This is a genomic window from Microvirga brassicacearum, assembly GCF_008757455.1.
Lineage (GTDB): Bacteria > Pseudomonadota > Alphaproteobacteria > Rhizobiales > Beijerinckiaceae > Microvirga > Microvirga brassicacearum.
Map to the genome: position 1 here is coordinate 541435 of NZ_VCMV01000013.1, position 21276 is coordinate 562710.

A 21276-nucleotide genomic window follows, 5' to 3' on the forward strand; every position below is an offset into this window, starting at 1 on the left:
TCAGGATCGGGAGTGATGAATGCTGTCTTTTATCGTGCGGCGCTTGCTGCAGACCATACCGATCATTCTTGCTGTAGCGTTGCTGATCTTCGTGATGTTCAGCGTCATTCCGGGCACCTTCGCGTCCAGCATGGGCGATGATGGGCGCGGAATGCTGGACGCGCAGGTCATGGAGCGCATGAACAAGGAATTCGGCCTCGCCGATCCGGTCTATGTGCGCTTTGGCAAGTACATTGCTCAACTTGCGCAGCTCGACCTCGGCATGTCGTTTCGCACACGGCAACCGGTTTCGTCGGTTTTGGCGGATCGGATGTGGCCGACCTTGCAGCTCTCTTTTGCCGCCATGATGTTCTCGATCGTCATCGGTGTTCCGCTCGGCTTCATCGCCGCGTTGAGGCCCGGCTCCATCATCGATACGGTGTCGATGGTCGGCGCGGTATCAGGGCTGTCGGTGCCGAAGTTCTGGCTCGGGCTGCTGATGATGTACTTCTTCGCGCTTCAGCTCGGATGGTTGCCGAGCTTCGGATATGGGGACGGAGGATTGCGCTACCTGACTCTGCCCGCTGTCGCGCTCGGCGTCGCGCCGTTGGCTTTGCTGGCGCGGACGACGCGCGCGGCCGTTCTCGAAATCATGAATGCCGATTTTGTCCGCACGGCCCGTTCCAAGGGCATGAGCGAGTGGCGCGTCGTGCAATGGCATCTTGCACGCAATGCGCTCGTCATCGTGCTGACCACGATCGGATTGCAATTCGGCACGGTGATCGGGCAGGCGGTGGTGATCGAGAAGCTATTTGCCTGGCCCGGGCTCGGTTCGCTCCTCGTCGACAGCGTAACCCTGCGCGATATTCCGGTCGTCCAAGGTGCGATTCTTTTGATCGTGATGTTCTTCCTTCTCGTCAACACGCTCGTCGATGTCCTTTGCGCCATCATCGATCCGCGCATCAAATACACCTGAGGACACCATGAAGATCAGAGCCAATTTGCTGATCGGCGGTGTGCTGTTTGCAACCGTCATCCTTGCGGGAATTCTGGCGCCCCTGCTTGCTCATACCGATCCGGTGATGGACGCCAACCTGATGTTCGCAGAGGAACCGCCCGGCGGAGAATTCTGGTTCGGGACCGACGCCCAGGGTCGTGATATCTACAGTCGCGTTCTTTACGGCGCGCGCATTTCGCTGACCGTCGGCATCGTCTCGCAGCTCATCAACACGGTCATCGGCGTCTGCCTCGGGCTTTCGGCCGGCTACTGGGGCGGTTGGTGGGACGATTTCGTCAACGGCCTGACGAACCTGATGCTTGCCATTCCGTCATTGATTTTCGCGCTCGCCATCATGGCGATTCTCACGCCGGGCTTGACCAGCCTGCTTATCGCGCTCGGGCTTACCAACTGGTCGTTCACCTGTCGTCTCGCACGTGCCTCGGCCTTGTCGCTCAAGAGCCAGGGCTATGTGCAGGCTGCGAAAGTGCTGGGTTACGGTGATATCCGCATCATGCTGACGCAGCTTCTGCCCAACATGCTCGGCCCGATCATCGTCATCGGGACGCTCGGGATGGGCGGCGCCGTCCTTGCGGAAGCATCGCTGTCGTTCCTTGGACTCGGCATCCGGCCTCCTTTTCCGAGCTGGGGCAGCATGCTGTCCGATGCGCGCGACCAGATCACCACCGCTCCGTGGATTTCGGTTTTTCCGGGTCTTGCAATCTTCATGACTGTGCTGGGCCTGAACCTTCTGGGTGACGGCTTGCGCGACATTCTCGACCCGCAATCGCGGACGCGTCGCGCATGAGCCAAAAACCACTCCTCGAAGTCGAGAACCTCCGGATCGATCTTTCGATCGGCGATACGAAATTTCCAGCAGTGCAGGACGTTTCGTTCACCATCGGACGCGGCGAGACGCTTGGTCTCGTCGGCGAATCCGGTTGCGGCAAGAGCATTACGGCTCTCGCACTGATCGGCCTTTTGCGTCATCCTCTCAGCATCGGCGGCGGCATCATCCGCTTCGACGGTCGCGAGATCCAATCCTTGTCGCCGGCGCAGATGCGTCAATTGCGCGGCGATCGGATTTCGATGATTTTTCAGGAGCCGATGACGGCGCTCAATCCGCTCTCGCCGGTCGGTCGGCAGATTGCCGAGATGTTCGTGCTGCACAAGGGCGCAAGCTGGAGAGATGCCGAGCGCCAAGCGGTCGAGGCGCTTGCCAGCGTTCGCGTGCCGGCGCCGGAAAGGCGCGTCAAGGATTACCCGCATCAGCTGTCGGGCGGCATGCGCCAGCGTGTGATGATCGCCATTGCACTTGCGTGCAGTCCGGATCTGTTGCTGGCCGACGAGCCGACAACCGCGCTTGATGTGACCGTGCAGGCGGAGATTCTCGACCTTATCCGAGATTTGTGCGCAGAACGGGGCACAGCCGTGCTGATGATCAGCCACGATCTCGGCCTGATCGCCAATATGTGCCGACGGGTCGGTGTCATGTATGCGGGACGGATCGTGGAGGAACGCGCGGCCGAAGACGTATTTCGTGCGCCGAGCCATCCCTACACCAGCGGCTTGGTGGCCTCCCTGCCGCTGTTGGGAGCCCGCGCGCGCCAAGGCCGTCATCGCTTGATGGAGATTGCCGGCGTCGTGCCGCCGGTCGCGGCCTTCCCCGCGGGATGCCGCTTTCATCCGCGCTGCCGCGCATCAACGGAGATCTGTGTCGCCGCCGATCCGGAGGTGACGTTGCTCCCCAACGGCGGATCCGTGAGGTGCCATCATCATGAATGAGACGCACGGCGATACGATCATGCGGGTCGAGAATCTGGCCGTTCACTTTCCCATGGGCGGCGGTCTCTTTGGCGGCCAACGCCGATGGCTGCACGCGGTGGATGGTGTCGATCTTGAGCTCAAACGCGGCGAGTGCCTTGGCCTCGTGGGCGAATCCGGGTGCGGAAAATCGACGCTCGCGCTTTCGCTTCTCGGTCTTCAGGCGCCCACGCGCGGGCGCATCATCCTCGACGGACACGATGTCAGCGGAAGTGCCGGCAAGGACCGCAAGGATCGTGCCCGGTTCGCTCAAATGGTCTTTCAGGACCCTTATTCGTCGCTCAATCCGCGCCAGACCGTGCGTACGACCCTGGAAGCGCCGCTCCGCCTCCACGGTGTCACGAGCCGGAGCGAGATCGATGATCGCATTGCAGATGTCCTGAAGCATGTGGGATTGCGGACCGACCAAGCGGAGCGTTTTCCGCACGAATTTTCCGGCGGCCAGCGCCAGCGCATCGGCATTGCGCGCGCGCTCATCCTGCGGCCCAAGATCATCATTCTCGATGAGCCGGTCTCCGCGCTCGACGTGTCGATCCGGGCCCAAATCATCAACCTGCTGCTTGAACTCAAGGAAACCCTCGGCCTTTCCTACGTGATGATCAGCCACGATCTCGGCGTGGTCGAGCACATGAGCGATCGCGTGGCGGTGATGTATCTCGGGCGCATCGTCGAGACCGGCGGCTGGGAAACCATCTTCACGAATCCGCAGCATCCCTATACGCGGGCGCTGATCGCGGCGATCCCGGATCCGTTCTCGCGCACGACGGGCGTCAAGATCACCGGCGAGATACCCAACCCGTTGAATCCGCCGACCGGATGCGGGTTCCATCCCCGTTGTCCAGAGGCTCGCGATATCTGCCGCATTCCTCCGGCCCCGCTTCTCGAGGCCATCGCCGAGGATCATCTCGTCCGCTGTCGCCGTGTCGGCGAGTTTGCCTGAGAGCCGGCGTAACGTTCAAATTCACCTTTCAGGAAGTTGCCAAAGATGATCGATGTTCAGACAAACGTCGAAGGCCCGCTCGAGACCATACGCTTCGCGGGTCTCAATCGAGGACCGAAGCTCATTGTCATGGGCGCCGTTCACGGCAACGAGACCTGCGGCCCGAACGCCATCCTCCGCGCCATCGCGGATTGCCGCTCCGGTCGTTTGCCGATCCGGCGCGGGCAGGTGACATTCGTTCCTGTTGCGAACCTCAAGGCTTATCATCAGGCCACGCGCGAGGGCGATCGCAATCTCAATCGTGATCTGCGCGAGAAGACGATACCGCACGATTACGAGGACCGGATCGGTAATCTCATCTGTCCAATGCTGCGCGAGCATGAAGTGCTGCTCGATATCCATTCCTTCAGCGGCGAGGGAGTTCCGTTTATCTTCGCCGGGCCGCTCGACAACAACGGCAGCGTCGAACCATTTCGCTTTGCCAAAGCGGAGGGGGAGTTCGCCGCGAGGCTTGGCACGAGCGTGGTCATCCATGGCTGGCTCGACGTGTACGGCCGCTTTCTCCACGAACGTGCGCGCCTCGGCTTTTCCAACCGGACGATCTCGGAAGGTGTGGGGACGACCGAATATATGCGCTTCTCGGGCGGGTACGGCGTCACCCTCGAATGCGGCGCGCATGACGACCCTGAATCGGCCGAAGTGGGATACGTGGCGATCGTGAACGCGCTCGCGCATCTCCGCCTGATCGATGCCGCGCCACCACCGGTGGCGATGAAAACGGCCATTCAGATCGTCGACATGTTTGTTTGCCAGGCCGAGGGAGATCGTATCGAGGGCGCGTGGAAGACGGGCGACCCGGTGGCGGCAGGTCAGGTCATCGCGCGCCGCGCGAACGGCGACGCAGTGACGGCGCCTGGCGCTGGATACATCGTGTTCCCGAACCGGACCGCCAAGCCAGGCGATGGATTATGTTACTTCGGCGTCGCCAGCCGCCGGGTCTTCTAAGCGGCAAATCCGGGAACTCGGCCGAGAGGGCGGACCAGAGGCCGCTTTTCAGGTGATCCTGGACGGTCCAGCTTGTCGATGCGCCGAAACCCACAAGACATCACTTTAAGATTGATGAAGAAAGCCCAAAGTCGTAGGGCTATCGCAACAATTGGCATTCTTGCCGATCGCAATGCTTACGACAAAGGAACGACGTGAAGAGCCTCAAGAAGGATTTCAACGAGAGACTGACGACTGCGGCGGATGCCAAGAAGGCCCTGCTGGAGAAATTCAAGTCCCGCCCCAGCCAGGACGACCCGGCCGTGGCCGAGCGGAGGGCCGCCCGTGAAGCCCTCAGCAAAGCCCGCGATGAGCGTCTCGCAGAACGGGAAATTGCCCGCGCGGCGGAAGACAAGGCGCGACGTGCGGCTGAAGAGCAAGCTCAGCGGGAGGCTGCTATCGCCGAAGAGACGGCAGCAGTGGAGCGTCAAGCTAACGAGGCAGCCCTCGAGATCGAACGCAAGGCTGCACGCGATGCCCGCTATGCGGCTCGCAAGGCACGGAAGTAGAGCGCGCCGTCCCACCCCTGCGGCAATTCCGTAACGGCGAATGGCGTGGTAGCCTCTCCACATGTGCAATCCGTACTCCGTCAAACGGGCGCAGGACGTCGTTCGTCAGCTGTTTTCGGGCCAGGCGCGACCCGGCCGGTGGTCTGCCGCCGTTGCCGGATACCAAACTCCCGCTGCCGGCATGCTTCTCATCGTGGCCCGCGGCGAATGCACGGATGCCTACCGGAGTAACACTGAGCAAATCTCCACTTCTCGGTCGCAAGAAGGAGAACGGTCGTGACGAAGGTTCAGTATGAAATTGTCGAGCACGACGGTGGCTGGGCTTACAAGACGCAGGGCGTCTTTTCCGAACCGTTTGCTACGCACCAAGAGGCGCTGAACGCCGCTGAACGGGCAGCGAGCGAGCAACAGACTCCGGGAGAGACCTCGCCCATCGAGTACGAGGACGCAAAGGGCCGGTGGCACGAAGAAGTCGCTCCTGGAAGCGACCGTCCAACGACCGAAGTTCTCGATACCGGTGGACGACAGGCGACTCCCGGCCCACGTCCATGAAATGTCGGGAGCGACATTGTCCGATAGCAAAGACCCCTGCCGGGCGGCAGGGGTGATCTGAGTGAGCGACCGGAGAGGCGTCAGGCGGCCTTTATGTTGACGCGCGCTTCGGCAAGTCTGCTGAGAAGGACGTCGGTTTCCTTCTCTTCCTGAAGAGTCTGGTCGAGAAGCTTGACCGCATCCTTCATGCCCAGTTCGCCGGCCCAGGTCTTCAGGGAGCCGTAGCGGGTGATCTCATAATGTTCGACAGCCTGAGCCGCGGCGAGAATGCCCGCGTCCAAAGCGGGGCTGTCGGCGAAGTCCTCCATGACTTCCTTGCCTTCCTCGATGATGCCGTTGATTGCCTCGCAGGCGGCGCCGCGCGCTGGCTTTCCAAGCATCTTGAAGACTTCCTCCAGCCGCTCGATCTGGCCCTGCGTCTGCTCGCGATGGGTTTCGAAAGCAGCCTGGAGTTCCTCGGATTCCGCGCTCTTCGCCATCTTCGGCAATGCTTTGAGGATCTGCTTTTCGGCGTAATAAATATCTTTCAGGGTATGGAGAAACAGGTCTTCAAGCGTCTTTTCTTTCGTGGCCATTCAGGACTCCTGTGGAGGAATGTTGATCCGTCGATTCAACTTCCTGCGATCAGGACAGTTCCGACAGGCGCAGTTGAGAAAAAGGCGCAGCATCGCGCCCGGACCAATGGCGCATTCGGCTGAAACGACGACGGCAGTTACTTGATGAGCCCGGCGCTCTTGAGCGCGCGATTGATGATAGCGGCGATATCGTAACGCGCGGGCGGGGCGCTCGCGCGACGGGTCCGTTCAACGCTTCGCCCATTTTCCTTTTGCGCGCCGACTTGCGGGATCCGAAGCGGTTGATCCGAAGTGCTGCGGATTGCCGGAGCGGCCGGCTCGTAAACCCGCGTCGGCTCGCCTTGGGCAATATCCCAGAATTTTACGATGCGGTGGCTGGAGGAGAGGCCGGCTTCGAGCAGGAAGGGCGCGGCTGTTCCGAAATGCTCCTGACCGTTTCCAGTTGCCAGCGGCGTCCCGTGCCCGAGGCCTGCCACGACATATTCCTCGACCGCCGGCTCGCCGGCCGCGTCGTTCCAGACGCGTCGCGTGTAGATTCCGTTTTTCTCGACCGCGTCCGGCTTCTGACCGGTCCCGTGGAGTTGGGTCCATTGCTTGGCAATCTCGCCGGAGTTTTGGGGATCCACGGTCTGGTCCGCCGCCCCCTGCCAGATCGAGACTTTTGGCCACGGGCCTTCGTGAGGGGAGGCCGAGCGCACCAGGTTCGCCCAGCCGGCCGCCGGCATGATGCGCGCATCCGCCATCACCTGAAAAGCGCTCGGAACATTGGTTGCGCTCTGATACGGCAGGCCGGCGATGATCGCGCCGCCGGCGAAAACCTCGGGATAGGTGGCCAACATCGCCGACGTCATGGCGCCGCCGGCCGACAGGCCGGTAATGAACACACGGGCTTGATCGATGCCCCAATCGGCGACCGTGCGCGCGATCATCTGGCGGATGGACTGGACTTCTCCGGAACCGCGCGTGGTATCGCCGGGAACGAACCAGTTGAAACACAGATTGGGATTGTTGGCGCGGCGCTGCTCCGGCATCAACAGACAAAACCCGTAACGGTCGGCGAGCTCGACCCAGCCTGCGCCGTCGGCATAGGCCGCGGCTTGTTGGGTACAGCCGTGAAGAGCGACGACGAGCGGCGGCTTCGGCTGAACGATACGTGGAATATAACGGAACATCCGCAAGTTGCCGGGATTCGTTCCGCTATCCTGAACTTCCTCCAGCAGCCCGGTGCCCCTCACGGACGGCGGGACGGCTTGCTCCAGCCCATTCGAAAACCTTTTTCCCCAATCGGATTGCTGCCGTAGCAGTCGCGCAACTGTATTACCTAATCGTGCCATCATGTCCATCCTGAAGAAGGAATAACACGACGCGGAAAGAAGAGTTGCTGCACTGCACAATTTTCTTATCGAGGGCGCTCACGAGGACACTGTGCCTCAGGCGCTCCTTGACCGGGATCCGCCGATGCCTTCCTCCCCCGCAAGTCCCATCAATTCGGCCAGACGGTTGCGCGCGCGGTTGACACGGCTCTTCACGGTTCCGACGGCGCAGCCGAGTGCCGCGGCGGCTTCATCGTAAGACATGCCTTCTGCCCCGACGAGAATGATGACATCTCGCTGATCAGGAGACAGGCGGGCCAATGCGGCCTGGAGATCCTGATGGACGAGTTTGTCATGCTGGTCGGGAATGGTGATCATGGTGGCGGCGTGGGCACCGTCCGCATCCTCCACCTCGCGTCCCTTCTTGCGGTGGGTGGAGAAGAAGTTGTTCCGCAAAATCGTGAACAACCATGCCCGCAGGTTCGTGCCGTCCTGAAAACTCTCGCGCTTGCTCAGCGCCTTCAGCACTGTGTCCTGAACCAGGTCCTCCGCCCGATCGACATTCTTGGTCAACGAAATCGCGAAGCCACGCAGGTTGGGAATGCTGCTCATGATCCCGTCGATGAAGTCCTGATCGACCGGCTCCTGGTGGGCGCGAATGACCTGGGACACCCGCGCAATCAGTTGCGTCAGATCCCGGGGGATTTTTTGTAATGCGGGGTCGCCATAGAGAGCCCGTAACTGCTCTCCGAGATGAGCCTGGATGGCATTGTTCAGGTTGGCGGGCATTGGAGCGGTGTCGTCAGTGTTGTTTTTCCGGGTCATGTCTGAAAAATGGGGCGAGCTTGGCGGATAACAACCGTCCGGGACAGCGCATCGGCGATTTGACCAACCGCTCAGCCGAAAATACTGGGGACGCTGGGCCGCGCTGCGAGCCCACGATGATTGCCTCCTCAAGCTGCAAGCGTTTATTAACGCTGAACCGCAATGCCACCGATCCTTCATCGATGCTGAGGCTCATTGGATACGGTTGCTTCGCCACAATCACAAAAATTCCGCAATGTTGCCGCTGTCTGCGACGTTTGGAGAACTGGATGCAGCGATCGCCGTGGCGCAAAGCGCTCTCAATCTCAGCATGTTTTGTCGCGTACACCGCCTTTATTGAGAGAAGCGAAGCGCAGGCGTTCGATTTTTTTCGATTGTTCGGGTCAAAAGAGACCCCGCCCGCTGCGTCGTCGCAATCGCTACCTTATTTCCTCACCTTCGCAATCGCCGGCGAAAAGAAAGCAATCGAGCAAGCGCTGAAGGATACCTCGACGCTGTATCGTTTGCGCGATGAAGCGCCGGCAGACGGAGATTCGCTGGTGCGACGGACGCAGGCGGATTTTGGGCCCTTGCTCGATGCTCTGTGGGGGCTTGGTTACTACAACGCCACGCTAGTCTTCGATATCGCGGGAGTTCCCCTTAGCCTCGGTGACGACGCGGGGCGTGCCGCGCGAGCTGCAGAAGCATACCGGGCGCGTGCCGCGGTGCCGATCACCGCTCGCGTCGATCCGGGCCCGCTTTTCGAGCTCCGTAATATCCAGACCGAGAACGCCCAGACACGTCGGCATTTTACGAATCAGGAACTCCCTTCCAAGGTGATTGGGCTGTCGCCCGGCGATCCCGCGCGCGCGGCCGATCTCAGGGCCGCGCAGGCCAGAATGGTGGATTACTTTCGGGCTCAATCTCGTCCGTTGGCGAAGGCCGTGTCGATCGACCCGGTGGTCTTCCATCCGGCGCGGATTATGGATGTGTCGTTCGCACTGGCACCCGGTCCCGTGGCGCCTATCGGCAAGATCTCGATCACCGGCGCTGAGAATGTGGATCCGGCCGTCATTCGCTCGTTCGTCTATGTGGAGCCCGGCGACGCCTATTCGCCCAAGGCCATCGCCGACATGCGAAAATCCGTCGGTCGGATACAAGCCCTCGGCTCGGTGCGCATCCGTGAATCCGAAACACTCGATGCTTTGGGCCAATTGCCGGTCTTTGTCGAAGTCACGGAAAGAAAGCCGCGCGTCGTTGGTTTTTCGGCACGATACTCAACCATCGACGGACCGGCGCTGCACGGCTACTGGGAGCATCGGAACCTCTTTGGTGGAGCAGAACGGCTGCGTTTTGAGTCCGACATTTTTCTCGCGCCGCGCAACGACGGCACACGCATCAAGCGGATCGGCGATCTCGAGCCATCGGATATCGGTGGTCGCTTCAGGATCAGCTTCCTGAAACCCGCTCTTTACGGCACGCGAAACGATCTCCTCATCGACGGACTTCTGGAGCGGGACCGCACCGGTGGCGATCGCTTCGGCGGTTATACGAGCCGCCTTGCCGATTTGACGGGCTTCATTCGGCACCGGTTCAGCGACACATTCTCGATGCAAGCCGGTTTGCAGATCCAAAAAGGGCAGACGAGCGATGTGCTCGGCCAGATTGATTATCTGGTCGTCGGCACGCCCGTATCCCTGACTTACGATTCGACCGACAAACCGCTCGATCCCTCACGGGGCATGCGCGTTACCGCCTCGATCGTGCCGTATCCGACATTTCTCGGCTCGACTGTCGGAATGACGGTGAGCAAGGCCTCGGCCTCGGCCTATTATTCGTTGGATGAGGATGCGCGCTTTATTCTCGCGGGTCGGGTCGGGCTCGGATCGATCCTCGGCGCGCCGCTTGACGAGATCCCGGCCAATTTTCGTTTCTTTGCGGGCGGCGGCGGGTCTGTGCGCGGCTTTCGCTATCAGAGTATCGGCCCGCAGGGGCCGTTCGGGTTCGTCGTCGGCGGGCGCAGCCTGCTTGAAGGATCGCTGGAAGCGCGCATCAGGGTGACCGATACAATTGGTATCGTGCCTTTCGTGGACGCCGGCGGGGCTTTCGATTCAGGGTTCCCCGATTTTGACGACAAAATGCGCTTCTCCGCCGGCTTGGGCCTTCGCTACTACACGGCCATCGGTCCGATCCGTTTGGACGTGGCGGCTCCGCTCGATCGCCGCCCCGGCGACAAACCCGTTTCCATCTATGTCAGCATTGGGCAGGCCTTCTGATGACGACGATGCGCCGTTTCCTCATCCCCGCACTTCTCCTGATCGCCGCGGCTATTTTTCTCGCGCTGACCCTTGGAACGAGAAGTGACGAGGCCGACAAGGGGTTCTTGTCAGGTCTCATTTCGCGCGCTCTGTCGACGCCCGCCACACGGGTGTCGATCGGCGTCGTCGAAGGCGCGCTCTCGTCTGATGCGACGATCCGCGACATAACCATTTCGGACGAGGACGGCGTCTGGTTCCGATTGGACCGGGTTCGTTTCGTGTGGCGCCGCCTCGCGCTCCTGTCGCGGCGGTTGGAGGTCGACAAGCTCGAGATCGGCAAGCTCGAAATTCTGCGTCGCCCGATTGCCGCGGATGAGACCGATCCAGGTGCGGACCAGCCGCTTCTGCCAGAACTGCCCGTAAAGGTGCAGATCGCCGATTTTCTGCTGCGAGAATTGGCGCTCGGAGAGCCGGTGATCGGAGTGGCGGCACAATTGACGGCCTCCGGCGCGGCCTCCTTGGGCGATCCCACGGAGGGGTTGAACTTGCGTTTTGATGCCCGTCGTCTGGATGCTCCGGGTACGCTCGTTGCGCGTCTGAATTACGCAGTCGAGAAACTCGACCTCACTTTGGCGCTCAATGAACCGGCGGGCGGAATTCTCGCGCGCGCGGCGAATATTCCCGGCTTGCCGCCGGTGAGGCTCGACCTTGCCGGAACCGGAACGCTCGATGCCTTCGGGGCAAAACTCACGTTCAACGCCGGCGACACCATTGGAGCCGCAGGCCAGGCGACCCTTCAACGTCAGGGGACCGGTCGGCGTCTCGCACTGGATCTCAATGCACAAGTCGAAGGGCTTCTGCCAGCGCCGGTTGCGCCTGTTTTCGCCGGAACGACTGAACTCGATGGCGAAGCGGTCTTTGCGGATGATGGAACCATCACTATCCCCCAGCTGTCTGTCGTGTCGCGCACCGCACGGCTTGATACGTCCGGCAGAATGAACGCGGACAATGCGGTCGATCTCAAGCTCTCCGCCCGCGCGGTTCCGACCGATCAGGAGAAGACGGTCGCTGGCGGTGCGGAAATCAAGACGCTCGCCTTCAACGGATCCGTGACCGGTCAACTCTCCTCTCCTCAAGTGGCCGGCAACCTTCAGGCCGAGGATGTCAAGCTTCCGATCGGTCGGCTCGGGAAGCTCGATGCGACCTTCAGCGTATCGCCAAACGGCGCTCTCTCCGAGAGCACGACACGCATCGGTATCACTGCTGACGCGAGCGCGATGGGCGTTGCATTCGCAGATCCGGCCTTGGCTCGGGCAGTTGGCGACCAAATGACGCTGACGATCCGCGCGACAGCATCTCCGGATGGCGTTGCCGACGTGGAGACCGCACGCTTAATAAGCCCGTCAATCGACGCACGGTATTCGGGGCGCCTTGGTGCAGAGGACGCTGCCGGCACATTGAGCGTGAATGCACCCGACCTGTCCCGGTTTGGCGATCTCGCGTCCCTCCGTCTCCGCGGCGCGCTCGATCTTGACGCGCAGGTCCGGGGCCTCATGTCGAAAGCGGCGCTCGTCGCGACAATCGACGCCAAGGCAACGCGATTTTCGACCGGGTTGAACGCCATCGACGGATGGGCGGGAGGCCAGCTCGCTGCGAACGGTGTCGTTCGCGTGTTGCCGCGAGGGGGATTTGGCTTCGACGACCTGCAACTGACTGGCGCGCACGCGACCGCGCGTGTTGACGGAAATGCGACGCCGGAAAACGTCGCAGTGAATGCTGCGATCGATATCGCCGATCTGCGCCGCGCCGATAGGCGCTTGACCGGCAAGGCCGCCATGACCGCGCAGGTCACCGGCACACTGGAACGACCCAATGCCGCGTTCCATGCCGAACTTCGCGATGCTACCGCGCTGGGCCGGCCCATCCCGCGTCTCGCCCTCGATGCCACGGCCATGAGCCTTTTAGGCCCGATCGATATCCGCGGCACCCTCTCGGGGCTCGTCGACGGGAAGCGCACGACCGGTGCGCTGCACCTGGCGAAACGCGCCGAAGGTGGGTGGCTTCTCGACCCTCTGGAACTGGTCGTCGGTTCAGCGAATATTCGCGGCAATCTCACCTTGGATGCTGCTGATTTGGCAACCGGACGCCTTAACGTCGACGCGCGCGATCTGGACGATCTTTCGCCTCTTGTGCTGACGCCGTTGTCGGGCGATGTGCGAGCCGACCTCGTATTCGATGCGACGGGCGGCAGGCAGAACGTGCAACTCGACGCTCAGGGTGAGCGCATGCGGATCGCCGGTGTCTCGGTCGATCGGATGAGCGCAAAGGCTTCGCTCGCGGATCTCTACGCCAGACCCATCATCAACGCTGAAATCGCCGCAGATAGGGCTGTCATTGGGGGAGAGACCTTCTCTCAGATCAGGCTCGGGGCCAAAGGCACGGCCACTGCGAGCGATATCGTTCTCACGGCGCGCGCGCGGGGATTTGAGCTTGATGCCAGCGGCCGGCTTGTCCCCGAGACTCCCTTGCGTTTCGACATCACGGCATTCACGGCGCGGCGCGACCGGCGTCAGATTGCGCTAGCGCGCCCTGCGGCCATCACTTTTGCGGATGGCGGAGTGATCGTTCAGAGACTCGAGCTTTCGGTTGATGGCGGAACGATCAGCGCCGATGGCCGGGCAGGATCCACGCTGGACCTGCGATTGGCGGCAAAGGCGGTGCCGTTATCCGCGGCTGATATCATCGTTCCCGGGACCGACCTGTCCGGAACGCTTGAGGGCAGCGCACAGATCGGTGGAACCGCGGATGCACCGACAGGCGATTGGCGCGTTCAGATTTCGCGGCTCGCCGCAGCTCAGGGGCAGGGGTTCGGGGTGCCACCGATCACCGTGACGGCGCAAGGCCGGCTTTCCGATGGTTCAACGAGTGTGGATGGTACGATCAATGCCGGACGTGCCGGAACATTTCGAGTGAATGGCCGCGTGCCGCGCAACACGGAGCAACCCCTCGATCTCTCTCTCCAGGGTCGTCTCGATCTTTCCGTCGCCAATAGCTTCCTCTCGGCAGAAGGCCGTCAGGTTGCGGGCGCCGCCGCGATCGACATGCGGATCACCGGTGCGGTCGCCGAACCGGCGGTCAACGGCTCGGTAACGGTCAACGGCGGTAGCTTCCGCGATGCGCTACAGGGTGTCCGCCTGGACAACATTCAGGGTCGCTTCGCCGCGCGCGGAACCGAGGTCGTGATCGAACGCCTTACGGCAGCGACGCGCAACAACGGCACGATCTCGGCAAGCGGCCGCGTGACGCTTGATCCCGCGGCGGGTTTCCCGGGGGAGATCCGCATCGAGGGACGGCGGGCAGAACTCGTGTCCAACGATCTCATGACGATCGTCGCCGATCTGGCGCTCGCGCTGTCTGGCCCGCTTGCGCAGGATCCGCGCATCAGCGGACAGGTGCATATCGTGTCGATGGATGTCACTGTTCCCGAGAGGCTGCCGGCAACAGTGCGTCCGATTGCGGGCACGAAACACGTGCAGCCGCCGCCCATCGTGGCGAAGCGCCTTGCGATGGAAGCGCGCGCGCGGGCGAATGCGCGGCGCGCGCCGGCCTTCAACGCGACGCTCGATCTCGTGCTCAGCGCACCGAATCGGGTCTATGTTCGTGGCCGCGGAATCGATGCGGAACTGGCCGGTGATCTGCGACTGACCGGCAAGTTGCAGGATCCTGTTGCCATCGGAGCTTTCGAATTGCGGCGGGGCCGGTTGACGGTCATCGGGACTCGACTCGATTTCACCCGTGGCCTGCTGACCTTTACGGGAGACCTGACGCCGGAGCTCGATTTCGTAGCGGAAACGAATGCCGGGGAGGTCACAGCGCGTGTGTCGGTCACAGGGTCGGCGCGCGAACCGCAATTCGCATTCTCGTCTGATCCGGACCTGCCTCAGGATGAGGTGCTCTCGCGCATCCTCTTCTCGAAGGCCTCTGGCGGCCTTTCGGTCACACAGGCATTGACCCTCGCCCAAGCGGCCGCCCAGTTCTCCGGTGGTGGCGACGATGCATTCGAAAGCTTGCGAAAGTCCCTTGGCGTACAGGGCCTGGATATCTCGCTTGGAGCCGCTGGGGGGCCGACAGTCGGCATATCGCGCGCCATCAGCGATCGCGTCAGCGTCGGGGTCAAGGCGGGAGCCTCGACTGAGGAAAGCGGCGTGTCCGTCGACATCGATGTCACGCGGAGAATCCGCGTCCAGGGTGAAGTCAACGCGGATGGGAATACGTCTCTCGGTGTGGGCGCAGAGTGGGAATACTAGGTGTGTCTGGTTCGTTATAACGACATAAAAACAACGGCAGTGATGGATTTCTTGGCTCGCAGTGTCAACTTGCCGCAACCTTAACCGCACTTGCGCGTTTCCAGATGGGCCAGTCAAAGGGGATCCCATTATGAGTATCATCTGGACGATCATCATCGGATTTGTTGCGGGCGTTATCGCCAAGTTCATCATGCCCGGGCCGAACGAGCCATCCGGGTTCATCCTGACGACGATCCTCGGCATCGTCGGCGCATTCGTCGCGACCTATCTCGGACAGGCGCTCGGCTGGTACCGGGCGGATGAGGGTGCGGGATTCATCGGTGCCATCGTCGGCGCGATCGTTGTGCTGTTCATCTGGGGCGTGATCGCGGGCCGTCGCTCTTCGTCGACCTACTAGCGCTGCGAAGATGAACATTTGCGTCTGGGATCGCGCGCTTCCTGCGGTCCCAGACGCAAACTCATGACTCGTCGGTGATGCGGCCGGCGCTCCCCGTCGCGCCATAGAGAGCGGCCTTCACGGGGCACGTCCCCATGTAGCCGCGCCAAGCGAGATAGGAGCCCCCGGCGAGCGCCACGACATTCAGCAATGGGTTCGGACGCGGTTTCACGCCGGCGGCCGCGAGAGCAAGTCCGGCGATGATGTAGGCGGCGCGTTCCGCCGCGCTCAATTCAGCACGACCGTGCTGGTCCGAGATTCCATTCGCCACGTCACTCTCCCTGTTGTGCTCGTGACGAACGCCACGAGACAACGTGTTGTTCCAGGCAACATGCTAATGCTTGTTACCGGATTCAGCGGGTTGCCGCGCGATCAACGTGAGACGCAGATCGCCGGAATCCGCGAAGTTGAGTTCCGCCGCAAGTGATTTCGGCTCGTCCACAAAATGGAGAAAGGCCAGAAGTCGCAATCGGGTGACCGACGGCAACAGGGCGATTGAATTCAGCATCGTATCGCTGAGCGCCAGCGTCATCTCCTCCTGAAGAAAGGATTTAAGTGGAAACGCCTTGTCACGCCGCGACATGGGGCACCCGTTCGTAATGCGTCGCAGCCGCGTTCTCGCGGTGAAGACTGGAGCCGCGAAGGCCTGCTACCTGCCGCACCTGATCGAGACTTCGTTGGGACACCTCGATCAGCGCGGCCATACAGGGTTCGTTCTCGATCAATGTGGGAAGACCCAGCGGCCGCACCTTGAAACCGACCTGCTGCCAACGCGGCAACCACCACATTTCCACCACCGCGGTGACCGCCGAGATACCCGCCTCGAGGCAGTATTCCTGCATCGCCGCGAGAAGCCGGCAATCCGTTCGCCCGGTTCGACGCTCCTTCACGACGAAATAGCGCGTGCATTCCAGGATTGAGGCTGCGCGCGGGACGCCGCGAGTGGCGAGTCCCGGAAACACCTCACTCATCATATGGGGAAGGGCGGTTGGATAAAGTCGCTGCCCTCCCACCACGCGTTCACCATCGAGCGCGAGCAGATAGACCGCGTTGAGGTTGTCATATTCGTCGCGTTCGACGCCGTCCGGTCGTCGTAATTGCTCCCATCCCCGCTCGCTCACGAAGACATCGTGCCGGAGCCGGAAATATTGAGCGAGTTGATCTTCGTATAGCGACTTGTTGTGCGTCGTAACTGCATGGATTAGCGTCATGAATCATACCCCCTTTTGCTTTTGGAGCTGGGGGATAGTCGCGCGCCGTCACACGGAAAGATATTGTAGGATCCTACAGGGTCAGATGCTGATCAGGCGGTATTGAAGCGCCCTTGCAACGGCCTGTGTCTTGTTTGTCGCTTCGAGTTTCTGGCAGGCGCTGACGATATGCGCCGTCACCGTCCGCTCGGTGATTCCCACGATATCGCCGGTGTCCGCCGCCGATTTGCCGGCGGCGGCCCAGGCCAGCATTTCGCGCTCGCGGCCGGTCAGACGCTTCAATCCGGGTATCGGAGCGGGGTTGAGGTGAGATCTGATGCGCTCGAAAGCGTACATGCTCATGAGGTGCAGCGCGGGCTTCGTCCTGGATGTGAGATCGAGATCGGTTCCGCTCATGGAAATGCAGGCCTCGTAGCCGTTGATGCCATGGATCGGCAGACAGAACCCTCGCTTCATGCCGAAATCGGTTGCTCGATTCATGACCTCGAGCGAGCGGGGTTCGGCTTTCGGATCGAAGGGAGCGTCGGCCCACTCGAACGGCTGGACGGCGTTACGGCAGCGGCGGATGATCGGATCATGGCGGATGTAGTCCCGGTTGATGTAGATCTCGAACCATCCTGCCGGCCATTTTTTCAGAAGCACGACCCGTTCAACCCTTTCCCCTGGGCCAGGCAGACCGGCGACGATGAAGCTGTCGAACCCGAATCGCGACAGGGACGTCTCCATCGCGTCGAGGATGGCGGCCGGTGTCGCCAAGCGATCGAGGTTTTCGACGAAGGCAAAAGCCTCGTCGGCATAGCTGAACATGCCCCCGCTCACGATGCCCCTCCATAGTTGAATTCAATCTAAAGGTGAATATAATAATAAATCTACTTTTAGTTTTGGAAATTAGGCGAATAAGGACTAGGTCTGGCTCTGTCGCCGAGGGGGAGATCCGTGGAGAAAAAGTCGCCAACTCCGGTCGACCGGCACATCGGCACACGTGTTCGCCGGCGCCGCATGGCGCTTGGAATGAGCCAGGAGGCGCTGGGGGATGCGCTCGGCCTAACCTTCCAGCAGGTCCAGAAGTATGAAAAAGGCGCAAATCGCATCGGCGCCAGCCGGCTCTTGCAGATCGCCGGCATTCTCGATGTGGGCATCGAGTTCTTTTTCGATGGTTTGGCAGAAGCAGGCGTCCGTCTCCCTTCCGCCGAAAAGCGCGGGATGGCGGAGTTCATGGCAATCGCCGACAGCGACAGGCTCGCTCGCAGCTTTGTTCGGCTGAAGGACGGCGAGGCTCGCCGAAAGGTGGCGGATCTCGTCGAATGGCTGGCTGCCAGCACCGAGCCTGCTACGGCTGCGATTGACCGACGTCGTCAGCCATGAACGCGCCGCGGCTTCCCAGCGGCTTATCGGGCCCGACTGTGGTGTCTTGCGCGGTCTGATGTTCGATCTCGGCGTTGAGCTCCGCGCCGACGAGCACGACCCATAGGGAAAGATAGATCCACATCATCACGCCGATGATCGCGCCGAGGGATCCGTAGGTTGCAGAATAATCCGTCCATTTGGACAGGTACCACGAGAACAGCACCGAAAAGACCAACCAGACCACCGCTGCACCGAGAGAACCCGCCGTGACCCAGCGCCATTTGGGCCTCGCCCGGCTTGGCCCGAAGCGGTAGAGCATCGCAAGGCCCAGCAGCGCTACCGCAAACAGAACCAGCGCCGGGAGGATCGTCACGAGCAATTCGCCGATCGTCCCGAGTTGAAGAAACCGGACGATCAGCGGCACGCCGATCACCACGTTCAACAGCACGATCGCGAACGCGAGGCCGCCGAGCGTAAAGCAAAGGGATGTCAGGAGAAGCTTGAAGAAACCTCGCTTTTCAGTCTCGTCGTAGGCGACATTCAGGGCGTCGAATAACGCCCTGACGCCATTATTGGCGCTCCACAGCGCGATCAGGATGCCGCTGACGAAACCGATGCTGAGCGCCGTGCCGCGATTCTGGTTCAGCCGTTGCAGCTCCTGCCCGACAAGGTCGATGACAGCGGCTGGCACGTAGCCTTTCATATCCGCCACATGGTCGGCCATCGTGACCGGATCAGCGACAAGACCGTAGAGAGACACAAGGGCAGCAAGTGCTGGAAAGATCGCCAGAAGGAGGAAAAACGTCGTTCCGGCCGCAACTGTGCCGACGCGATCCTCGGACACCTCGTTCCAGAGGCGGTACAGGATGTCCTTCCACCCGCGCCAGGGGATGTGGTGCGGCTGGACCGCATTGCGACCGCGCGCCGTCTCGCCAGCGCGATGTTCGCTCACTCGTTTGGAAAGGGCGTCGCTCATCTGAAATCGCCTGCTGCCGCTCTCGGCTATTCGACTGAACGTCTTACGTCTACAAACGTTGCACGACTGAAATTCGGAGCCGTCCGAGTGGTTTAGCCGGCAGGTTCGGGGAACCAGCCGACCGTCAGGCGGTTACCGTTTGGCGATTGTGAGGGGTGAACGATGAGCGTAGGGCAACAGGATAGCGATCAGACAAAACCGTCCGGCGCGGGAACCGACGAGTGGGGCGCGCTGCGAAGCGACGTGGGTGGGATTGCCGAAGCCGCAGTATCGCAAGGGCGACACTTCATCGATTCTGCGAAGGATCAGGCCAGCGACTATGCGGACAAACGCAAGGCCGACGTGGCGCAATCCGTGGCCGATCTCGCGACCTCCCTGCGAGAATCGACCAGTTCATTTGACGAACGCCCCAACATCCAGGCAGTTGTGGACAGCGCTGCCGAAGGGCTCGAGCAACTCGCCGAATCCATTCGCGACAGAAGCTTCGCGGATATTTTCAGCGATGTAGAGAATATGGTTCGTCGGCGGCCGGCGGTTTTCGGGGCGGCTGCGCTCGCTCTCGGTTTCGCAACGGCGCGTTTCATCAAGAGCACATCCGAAGGCCTGCGCGACGGACAACAACAAAACCGCAATTCGCCTGACCGCCAAGCCGGTTCTGCGCGGCAGCGCGCCTGACGGAGGAGTGTGATGTCAGGCCAAGTCAATCAGACCATCAAGACGCTGCTCGGCGAAGCTCTCCGCGAGAGCGGGGATCTGGCCCAGAAGGAATTCACGCTCTTCCGAACCGAGATGACACAGAACGTCCGAAGGATGTTCCTGGGATTGGGAATGATGGTCGCGGCGGCCGTTTTCGCGATTGCCGCCCTGATGCTTTTCACCGAGGCGCTCGTCGATTGGCTTGCGACCCTTCTTGATTCGCGGGCCCTGTCGGCATTGATCGTCGGTGGTGTCATGGCGGTCATTGCCGTCGGTTTGGTGCTCTACGGTCGCCACGCGATTTCGGCGGCGTCGCTGGTGCCGAATCGAGCTGTCCGATCCGTGAAACGCGATGCCGAGGTTCTTTCCGAAAGGGTCGCCGGATGACGCAAACGCTTGAAGAACTTCAGCGGGAAGTCGAGCAAAGCCGGGCCAAGCTCGACATCACGCTGGACCGGCTGGAGGAAAAGCTCACGGTTTCGGGGGTTGTGGATGATCTTCTCGGAACCGCGCGGAGCGGTCGGTTCGCGCCCGTCTTCGACCACGCACTCGACACGATCAAACGAAATCCTGTTCCGATTCTGCTCGTAGCAGCCGGGGTTGGGCTGCTGCTCCATCGGTTGGGGCCGAAACCCAAACAGGCACCTACGCGCTCGCCGCGGGTCGCGGTCGATGAAGATTTGCCGCCCGCACCGCTTGAGCCCCGGTTGTACCAGACGGGGGCGACCACGCTTCAATCGCGCGAGGACCTCGAAGGCCGCCGGCGCGCAGCGAATATCCGCATTTGAGAATAGAACAGGAGTTTTCCATGGCCGATCAGAAAAACGACACCAACAAAACCCCGCCGCAGAGCAAAGACGGCCAAGGGGGTGACGCTTCGAAATCCGTCCAGAGCGCCACCTTGGCATCCCACACGTCCAAGCCGCTCGGCGGACAGGTCACGGATCGCAACCGGGGCCAAACCGCGACCGGCGGTCAGGACCGAGGGGGCGCACTCGACGCAGCAAGAGATGGCGCGGGCGGAATAACGGAGAGCGCTCGCGAAACAGCCGGAGCGGTGAAAGAGAAGGCCAGCGAGGCGCTTGAGGGCGCAACCGAATGGGCCGAGGATACCTATGGCCGCGTGTCGGAGTGGGCCTCCGACGCTTATGAATCGAGGAGCGAGCGCCTTGCCCGGATGCGGCAGCGGTCGGCCCAATCCGCGCGCCGCGTGACCGGAGGCGTTCAGGAATACGTGTCGGAAAATCCGATGGTGGTCGGCTTGGTCGCACTCGCGGCGGGTCTGCTCATCGGTGCCCTGCTGCCGCGGACCAGACGCGAGAATGAGGCTTTTGGCGAGTGGGCCGACGAGTTACGCCATCAGGGGGTCCGCTACGCCCGCGAGGCGACCCAGAAGGGCCGCGAGTTCGTGGAAGAAACCTTCGAAGGCGAAGATCCTCGGTTCAGCAAGCATGAAAGTGAATTCAAGCCTGACCGTGAGGGCATGAACCGGCATTGATGCCACTTCA

Annotated in this window: 24 protein-coding genes; 15 read left to right on the forward strand and 9 right to left on the reverse strand. The window is 61.6% G+C overall.

Going from position 1 to position 21276, the window contains the following annotated elements; translation table 11 throughout:
• Positions 1 to 19 precede the first annotated feature (19 nt).
• The 7 genes from FEZ63_RS10100 to FEZ63_RS10130 all read left to right on the forward strand — a co-directional run bounded on the left by FEZ63_RS10100 (position 20) and on the right by FEZ63_RS10130 (position 5845).
• The gene (locus FEZ63_RS10100) at positions 20 to 955 is read left to right on the forward strand and encodes an ABC transporter permease (protein ID WP_150943871.1); all 936 of its coding nucleotides are present in this window, start codon (positions 20 to 22) and stop codon (positions 953 to 955) included.
• 7 nt (positions 956 to 962) lie between these two features.
• A complete protein-coding gene (locus FEZ63_RS10105) occupies positions 963 to 1784 on the forward strand; it encodes an ABC transporter permease (RefSeq protein WP_150943873.1) in 822 nt (273 codons plus the stop codon).
• Positions 1781 to 2761, forward strand: a complete 981-nt coding sequence (locus FEZ63_RS10110; protein WP_150943875.1) for an ABC transporter ATP-binding protein — start codon at positions 1781 to 1783, stop codon at positions 2759 to 2761. The genes FEZ63_RS10105 and FEZ63_RS10110 overlap by 4 nt, the downstream gene beginning before the upstream one ends.
• Entirely contained in the window at positions 2754 to 3740 is a 987-nt protein-coding gene (locus FEZ63_RS10115) for an ABC transporter ATP-binding protein (protein WP_150943877.1), read from the forward strand. The genes FEZ63_RS10110 and FEZ63_RS10115 overlap by 8 nt, the downstream gene beginning before the upstream one ends.
• A 45-nt stretch (positions 3741 to 3785) precedes the next feature.
• Entirely contained in the window at positions 3786 to 4745 is a 960-nt protein-coding gene (locus FEZ63_RS10120) for a succinylglutamate desuccinylase/aspartoacylase family protein (protein ID WP_150943879.1), read from the forward strand.
• A gap of 194 nt (positions 4746 to 4939) precedes the next feature.
• Positions 4940 to 5293 (forward strand): DUF6481 family protein, encoded by a 354-nt coding sequence (locus tag FEZ63_RS10125; RefSeq protein ID WP_150943881.1) that lies wholly within the window; start codon positions 4940 to 4942, stop codon positions 5291 to 5293.
• A gap of 276 nt (positions 5294 to 5569) precedes the next feature.
• Positions 5570 to 5845, forward strand: a complete 276-nt coding sequence (locus tag FEZ63_RS10130; RefSeq protein ID WP_150943883.1) for a DUF2188 domain-containing protein — start codon at positions 5570 to 5572, stop codon at positions 5843 to 5845.
• Between the two features lie 80 nt (positions 5846 to 5925).
• Here the strand turns inward: FEZ63_RS10130 and FEZ63_RS10135 are convergent, their stop codons facing one another.
• The 4 genes from FEZ63_RS10135 to FEZ63_RS25155 form a co-directional block, all read right to left on the reverse strand.
• The gene (locus tag FEZ63_RS10135) at positions 5926 to 6420 is read right to left on the reverse strand and encodes a YciE/YciF ferroxidase family protein (RefSeq protein WP_150943885.1); all 495 of its coding nucleotides are present in this window, start codon (positions 6418 to 6420) and stop codon (positions 5926 to 5928) included.
• 137 nt (positions 6421 to 6557) lie between these two features.
• A complete protein-coding gene (locus FEZ63_RS10140) occupies positions 6558 to 7763 on the reverse strand; it encodes an extracellular catalytic domain type 1 short-chain-length polyhydroxyalkanoate depolymerase (protein WP_476738960.1) in 1206 nt (401 codons plus the stop codon).
• A gap of 87 nt (positions 7764 to 7850) precedes the next feature.
• The gene (locus FEZ63_RS10145) at positions 7851 to 8522 is read right to left on the reverse strand and encodes a sigma-70 family RNA polymerase sigma factor (protein WP_244622730.1); all 672 of its coding nucleotides are present in this window, start codon (positions 8520 to 8522) and stop codon (positions 7851 to 7853) included.
• 13 nt (positions 8523 to 8535) lie between these two features.
• The gene (locus FEZ63_RS25155; protein WP_201274144.1) at positions 8536 to 8754 is read right to left on the reverse strand and encodes a hypothetical protein; all 219 of its coding nucleotides are present in this window, start codon (positions 8752 to 8754) and stop codon (positions 8536 to 8538) included.
• A gap of 73 nt (positions 8755 to 8827) precedes the next feature.
• Between FEZ63_RS25155 and FEZ63_RS10150 the strand changes: the two genes are divergently transcribed.
• The 3 genes from FEZ63_RS10150 (at position 8828) to FEZ63_RS10160 (ending at position 15499) form a co-directional block, all read left to right on the forward strand.
• Complete coding sequence (locus tag FEZ63_RS10150) at positions 8828 to 10813, forward strand: autotransporter assembly complex protein TamA (protein ID WP_150943888.1); 1986 nt, start codon at positions 8828 to 8830, stop codon at positions 10811 to 10813.
• Positions 10813 to 15102 carry a translocation/assembly module TamB domain-containing protein gene (locus tag FEZ63_RS10155; protein ID WP_150943890.1) on the forward strand — a complete coding sequence of 1430 codons (4290 nt, stop codon included), beginning with the start codon at positions 10813 to 10815 and terminating at the stop codon, positions 15100 to 15102. The genes FEZ63_RS10150 and FEZ63_RS10155 overlap by 1 nt, the downstream gene beginning before the upstream one ends.
• 130 nt (positions 15103 to 15232) lie before the next feature.
• Positions 15233 to 15499, forward strand: a complete 267-nt coding sequence (locus FEZ63_RS10160; RefSeq protein WP_150943892.1) for a GlsB/YeaQ/YmgE family stress response membrane protein — start codon at positions 15233 to 15235, stop codon at positions 15497 to 15499.
• A gap of 61 nt (positions 15500 to 15560) precedes the next feature.
• On the opposite strand, the gene FEZ63_RS10165 is transcribed toward FEZ63_RS10160, so the two are convergent.
• The 4 genes from FEZ63_RS10165 to FEZ63_RS10180 all read right to left on the reverse strand — a co-directional run bounded on the left by FEZ63_RS10165 (position 15561) and on the right by FEZ63_RS10180 (position 17568).
• Positions 15561 to 15809: a YgaP-like transmembrane domain gene (locus tag FEZ63_RS10165; RefSeq protein ID WP_150943894.1), complete on the reverse strand. Its 249-nt coding sequence runs from the start codon at positions 15807 to 15809 to the stop codon at positions 15561 to 15563.
• Positions 15810 to 15872: 63 nt separating this feature from the next.
• The gene (locus FEZ63_RS10170) at positions 15873 to 16121 is read right to left on the reverse strand and encodes a hypothetical protein (protein ID WP_150943896.1); all 249 of its coding nucleotides are present in this window, start codon (positions 16119 to 16121) and stop codon (positions 15873 to 15875) included.
• A complete protein-coding gene (locus FEZ63_RS10175) occupies positions 16108 to 16749 on the reverse strand; it encodes an acyl-homoserine-lactone synthase (RefSeq protein WP_150943898.1) in 642 nt (213 codons plus the stop codon). Before FEZ63_RS10175 ends, FEZ63_RS10170 begins: the two co-directional genes overlap by 14 nt.
• An 81-nt stretch (positions 16750 to 16830) precedes the next feature.
• Positions 16831 to 17568 (reverse strand): LuxR family transcriptional regulator, encoded by a 738-nt coding sequence (locus tag FEZ63_RS10180; RefSeq protein ID WP_150943900.1) that lies wholly within the window; start codon positions 17566 to 17568, stop codon positions 16831 to 16833.
• 117 nt (positions 17569 to 17685) lie between these two features.
• On the opposite strand from FEZ63_RS10180, the gene FEZ63_RS10185 reads away from it, so the two are divergent.
• A complete protein-coding gene (locus FEZ63_RS10185) occupies positions 17686 to 18114 on the forward strand; it encodes a helix-turn-helix domain-containing protein (RefSeq protein WP_150943902.1) in 429 nt (142 codons plus the stop codon).
• Here FEZ63_RS10185 and FEZ63_RS10190 read toward each other — a convergent pair.
• Positions 18080 to 19072 (reverse strand): YihY/virulence factor BrkB family protein, encoded by a 993-nt coding sequence (locus tag FEZ63_RS10190; RefSeq protein ID WP_150943903.1) that lies wholly within the window; start codon positions 19070 to 19072, stop codon positions 18080 to 18082. The genes FEZ63_RS10185 and FEZ63_RS10190 overlap by 35 nt on opposite strands.
• A gap of 162 nt (positions 19073 to 19234) precedes the next feature.
• On the opposite strand from FEZ63_RS10190, the gene FEZ63_RS10195 reads away from it, so the two are divergent.
• The 4 genes from FEZ63_RS10195 to FEZ63_RS10210 are packed head-to-tail and all read left to right on the forward strand — an operon-like array spanning position 19235 to position 21266.
• Positions 19235 to 19747, forward strand: a complete 513-nt coding sequence (locus FEZ63_RS10195) for a hypothetical protein (protein WP_150943906.1) — start codon at positions 19235 to 19237, stop codon at positions 19745 to 19747.
• 12 nt (positions 19748 to 19759) lie between these two features.
• Positions 19760 to 20155, forward strand: coding sequence for a phage holin family protein (locus FEZ63_RS10200; RefSeq protein ID WP_150943908.1), 396 nt, complete (start codon positions 19760 to 19762; stop codon positions 20153 to 20155).
• On the forward strand, positions 20152 to 20556 hold the full coding sequence (locus FEZ63_RS10205) for a DUF3618 domain-containing protein (protein WP_150943909.1): 405 nt from the start codon (positions 20152 to 20154) through the stop codon (positions 20554 to 20556). Before FEZ63_RS10200 ends, FEZ63_RS10205 begins: the two co-directional genes overlap by 4 nt.
• A gap of 20 nt (positions 20557 to 20576) precedes the next feature.
• Entirely contained in the window at positions 20577 to 21266 is a 690-nt protein-coding gene (locus FEZ63_RS10210) for a hypothetical protein (protein ID WP_150943911.1), read from the forward strand.
• The last annotated feature ends 10 nt before the right edge of the window (positions 21267 to 21276 follow it).